General features: G+C 66.2%; 5 protein-coding genes and 1 pseudogene. 2 read left to right on the top strand and 4 right to left on the bottom strand.

Annotated features, from left to right (window positions below):
• Positions 1-154 (bottom strand): annotated as a pseudogene (locus tag N878_RS29560) (cysteine hydrolase); the annotation flags it as partial.
• A 155-nt stretch (positions 155-309) separates the two neighbouring features.
• Between N878_RS29560 and N878_RS29555 the strand changes: the two are divergent.
• Positions 310-444 carry a hypothetical protein gene (locus N878_RS29555; protein WP_021444180.1) on the top strand — a complete coding sequence of 45 codons (135 nt, stop codon included), beginning with the start codon at positions 310-312 and terminating at the stop codon, positions 442-444.
• Between the two features lie 100 nt (positions 445-544).
• On the opposite strand, the gene nhaD is transcribed toward N878_RS29555, so the two are convergent.
• A complete protein-coding gene (gene nhaD, locus N878_RS13490) occupies positions 545-1777 on the bottom strand; it encodes a sodium:proton antiporter NhaD (RefSeq protein ID WP_256218092.1) in 1233 nt (410 codons plus the stop codon).
• Between the two features lie 232 nt (positions 1778-2009).
• On the opposite strand from nhaD, the gene prmB reads away from it, so the two are divergent.
• On the top strand, positions 2010-2930 hold the full coding sequence (prmB, locus tag N878_RS13485) for a 50S ribosomal protein L3 N(5)-glutamine methyltransferase (RefSeq protein WP_021444178.1): 921 nt from the start codon (positions 2010-2012) through the stop codon (positions 2928-2930).
• 117 nt (positions 2931-3047) lie between these two features.
• Here the strand turns inward: prmB and N878_RS13480 are convergent, their stop codons facing one another.
• Both N878_RS13480 and N878_RS28980 read right to left on the bottom strand, forming a co-directional pair.
• Positions 3048-3851 carry a hypothetical protein gene (locus N878_RS13480; RefSeq protein ID WP_021444177.1) on the bottom strand — a complete coding sequence of 268 codons (804 nt, stop codon included), beginning with the start codon at positions 3849-3851 and terminating at the stop codon, positions 3048-3050.
• Between the two features lie 43 nt (positions 3852-3894).
• On the bottom strand, positions 3895-4378 hold a 484-nt coding region (locus N878_RS28980; RefSeq protein ID WP_021444176.1), incomplete at its 5' end, for an alpha/beta fold hydrolase.

The following is a 4378-nucleotide window of genomic DNA, read 5'->3' as shown; positions in this document are numbered from 1 at the left end:
CGATCTCGGCCAGGGCGGCGTCCAGGCCGGGCAGGGCGAGCACGCCGCTGCGGTATTCTTCCTGAGCATCGATGATCAGCAGGGTCGCATTGCCCAGACTGGCCGGAGCGTGGCCACGACCGGTGAGCTGGAACATGGTTTGCGGATGGGACATCTCGGGCTCCTGGCTGATGGTGATGATGTGCCATTGTCCGCTTGCCAGAGCGCGCTGTGAACCTCTTGTGCGCCATTACTTGCTCGGCCGTGGAGCGCGGAGCAGAATCGGAACCGTCCCGAAGGACTCGGGGTCGCATGCAAAAGGAGTTGCCCATGTCGCTGTTTTCGCAATTGTCCCCGCATTTCTGGCTGCTGTTCTCCATCGCCGTGGCCATCGCCGTGTTGCGCGAACTGCGCCGGCCGCCGGATGGGCCCGGCTGGTCGCGCAAGGAGCGTGAGCGCCCCTGATCACCCGATGCCGGCGCGTTAAGCGTTGGCTATGTCCCCAGCAGCCGGGCAAACGAAAACGCCCCGCAATTTGCGGGGCGTTTGCCGTTGCTCGAGGGTCTCAGCCGCCGAGGCCGAGCCACTGGAACTGCAGGTACCAGATGCCGAGGGAGCCGAGGAAGTTGACCAGGATCGCCGGCAGGAACTTCAGGTGCACGCCGAAGCTGTAGCTCTTGTCCAGGCTCATGGCCATCACCCCGGCGGCCGAGCCGACCACCGTCAGCGAACCGCCGATGCCTACCATCAGCGCGTTCAGCGCCCACTGGTCGAGGCCCAGCTGCGGGTTGGCCATCAGCGCGGCGGCTTCCACCGGTACGTTGTCCATTACCCCGGAGGCGACGCCCAGCACCACGTTGACCAGGGTCGGATCGAGGATCTCGAACAGGCGCGCGATGTAGGACAGCCAGCCGACGTGGTTGAGGCAGGCCACCGAGGTGATGATGCCGATGAAGAACAGCAGGGCGTTCCACTCCACCTTCTGCAGCTGCTCGTGCCAGCGCGTCTCGATACCCATGCGGGTCAGCAGCCAGCTGTACAGGGCGACCAGGCCGAGGCCGATGCCGATGGCGAACTCGATGCCGACCTTGAGCACGATGTTGCACAGCACCGCGCCGATCACCGCGATGAAACCCACCAGCGCCAGACCGGCGCCGCCCGGCTTGAGCCGGCTCTCGCTGGCGTCGACCTTGCGGATCAGCTGCTGGCCATCCAGCTGGCGCAGGTAGAACAGGTGCAGGGTGGCGGCGCACAGCATCCAGCCGATCAGCGCCGAGGGGATCAGCAGCAGCAGGCCGGCGATGCTGATCTTGCCGGCCAGCACCACCATCAGGCTGGTGGAGGTGCCGAGGAACCAGACCCCGGAGTTGGACGCCACCACGATGTTGCACAGCGCCACGTGGGTGTAGCGCTGGTGGCTGGAAATGCTGGTGATGGTCTTGCCGAAGATCATCGCCGTGGTGAAGTTGTTGAGAAAGGGCGACAGGGTTGCCGACAGCGCGCCGGTGGCCCAGAACATGCCGCGCGCACCCAGGCCCTTGCGCAGCAGGTAGCCGTTCAGTGCGGTGAACACGTTTCGCTCGTTGAGCAGCTCGACCACCATCCACATGAAGGCCATGAAGGCGATCAGGCCGAACAGTTCCTCCTTGGTCTCGCTCTGGGCGTGGAGGAAATACTGGAAGCCGTTGGGGTCGGTGAGGGCGTAGTGGACGCCGATGACGATCAGGCCGGACATCATGAACATGGCCGGCTTGAACTTATCCATCTCCAGTTGTGCTTCAAAAACTATCAGCGTCATGCCAATAAGGAATATCGCCAGCACGAGCAAGCCCGTGAGCGAGAAGGGGTCGATGACCATTGGGGGTTCTCATTAGGAAGGGATGGGAAGGGTTAAGAAATCGTTGCAAATTATAACGATGTGACCCCTCGTCTGGCAGCAGTCGAACTACGACTTAACGGCATTTATTTATGGCCATGCGCCCCGTGCCTGCCCTGGGCTAAACTGCGCCGTTTTCACCCGGAGATCGCCCGTGACCCTCCCCGCTACCCGTTTACGCACCCTGCGCGACTACATCCGCTGGGCCGTCAGCCGTTTCCAGGCCGAGCAACTGTTCTTCGGCCATGGCACCGACAATGCCTGGGACGAGGCGCGCCAACTGGTGCTCGGTGCCTTGCACCTGCCCTGGGAAATGTCCGATGCCTACCTCGACTGCCGCCTGGAGGACGACGAGCACGCCCATCTGCAGGCGCTGCTCAAGCGCCGCATCGAGGAGCGCGTGCCCACCGCCTACCTGCTCGGCGAGGCCTGGTTCTGCGGGCTGCCCTTCGTCGTCGACGAGCGCGTGCTGGTGCCGCGCTCGCCGATTGCCGAGCTGATCGAGGCGCACTTCGCCCCCTGGCTGCCGGCTGAGCCGGCGCGGGTGCTCGACCTGTGCACCGGCTCGGGCTGCATCGGCATCGCCTGCGCCTACGAGTTTCCCGAGGCCGAGGTGGTGCTGGCCGATCTGTCGTTCGAGGCGCTGGAGGTGGCCAACCAGAACATCGAGCGCCATGGTCTGGAAGAGCGCGTCTACTGCGTGCAGGGCGACGGCTTCGCCGGGCTGCCGGGGCAGCGCTTCGACCTGATCGTCTCCAATCCGCCCTACGTCGATGCCGAGGATTTCGCCGACATGCCGGCCGAGTATCAGCACGAACCGGCCATGGGCCTGGCCTGTGGCGACGATGGGCTGGACCTGGTGCGGCGCATGCTGGCCGAGGCCGCCGACCATCTCACCGAGCGCGGCCTGTTGATCGTCGAGGTGGGCAATAGCCAGGTGCATGTCGAGGCGCTGTACCCGGAGGTGGACTTCACCTGGCTGGAGTTCGCGCGCGGCGGCCACGGCGTGTTCCTGCTGGCGGCCCAGCAGTGCCGCGAGCATCAGGCGCTGTTCCGCTCGCGGGTCGAGGGCTGATTCGCACGGCTGACGACGGACAGGCGTGGGGTGGATGACGCTTTTTTCATCCACCACGATGACCTGATCGGTGGATGGGTGAAGCGCCATCCACCCTACGATGATCCGACAATGACTCTAGCGCGTGGCGATCCAGATCAGCAGCCCGGCCTGGAACAGGCAGAAGGCCACCAGGCAGCTGATGGTGAAGCGCAGGCCGCTGTCCTCGCGCCTGAATCGCGCGACCTTCTCCTCCAGCTTCCGCACCTGCACGTCCTGCTCGCGCAGGCTCTGATCGGCCTGCTGCAGCATGGCGGCGGCGTCCAGCAGCTCGATGATCTGCACCTTCTCGGCCTGCCAGTCGCCGTGCAGCGAACTGACCCGCGGCGCGCTGTAGAACGGCTTGAGCTGCAGCGGGTCGCTGTATTCGATGGCAAAGCCCTGGGCCTTCAGCGCATGGTCGCGGCGGGCGCGCGCCGCTTCGTTGAAGTTGTCCTTGGTCGGCAGGGCGCCGCCCTCGACTTGGTAATGGGCGTACTGCTTGCGCGCCCAGGCGATGCCCTGGGCCAGCAGGAAGCGCCCCAGGCCGCGGTTGGCCGGCTCCACGCTCAGGCCCTTGTCCGGGCCGAAGCGCACCTCCTTGCGTTGATGATCGGCCCAGACCTCCAGCAGGTTCTGCTCGCGGTGCAGGCGCTGCCCCGGCACTTGCAGGCTCAGGCGCAGCAGGCTGAGGTCCTTGGCATGGCGTTCGACCCGGCCGAGTTGGACGAAGCGCAGCGGCCGCGGGCCGGTGTCGCGATCCACCGGCAACGGCGCCAGGCGCAGCAGGCTGAACTGCTCGGCCGGCAGGTCGGCCCAGGGATGGGGGGCGGCCGGCGCTTCGCCGCTCTGTTCGGCGTCGACCGGCGCGGTTGCGGGGGGAGAGGCGGGTTGCTCGCTCATGTGGGGGCCTGTGCGCTAAAGCTGAAACTGCTGTGTAGGCAGGTTATCGGCCGCTTTGCCTCGCACTGGAGCGAATAAAGGCGACGATGCGTTCGCCCAGGGCGCGGGCCAAGGGTAGCTGCGGATCGTCGTAGGAGGCCAGCTGTTCGTGCCAGGGCAGCGGAGTGATGCGCAGCACGTGGTTCATGCCGGGGATCAGCGCCAGCTCGGCATCCGGCTTCGCCTGCTGCAATGCCACGGCGTTGTCGAGACCGACCTGGGCGTCGTGGCTGCCCTGCACGATCAGCGCCGGAATCCGCAGCGCGGCGAAGGCCTCGGCCGGGCGCTGGCGCAGCAGGCTGATCAGGTAGGGCTGCACGCTCGGTCGCAGCAGCACCTGCAATGCCTTGGGCACCTCGGCTTGCTCCTGACCGCGGATCAGGCTGGCCAGGATCTGCCGGCTCTCGGCCAGCAGCGGCGGCGGCAGGCGCATGGCCAGCTGGGCGTCGAGCACCTGGCCGATGGGGTAGGCGGGGCCGGCGATCGAT

The sequence above is a fragment of the Pseudomonas sp. EGD-AK9 genome, assembly GCF_000465935.2.
Lineage (GTDB): Bacteria > Pseudomonadota > Gammaproteobacteria > Pseudomonadales > Pseudomonadaceae > Aquipseudomonas.
Note: the sequence above shows the minus strand (reverse complement) of the source record. Positions and strands in the feature narration are given on the sequence as shown.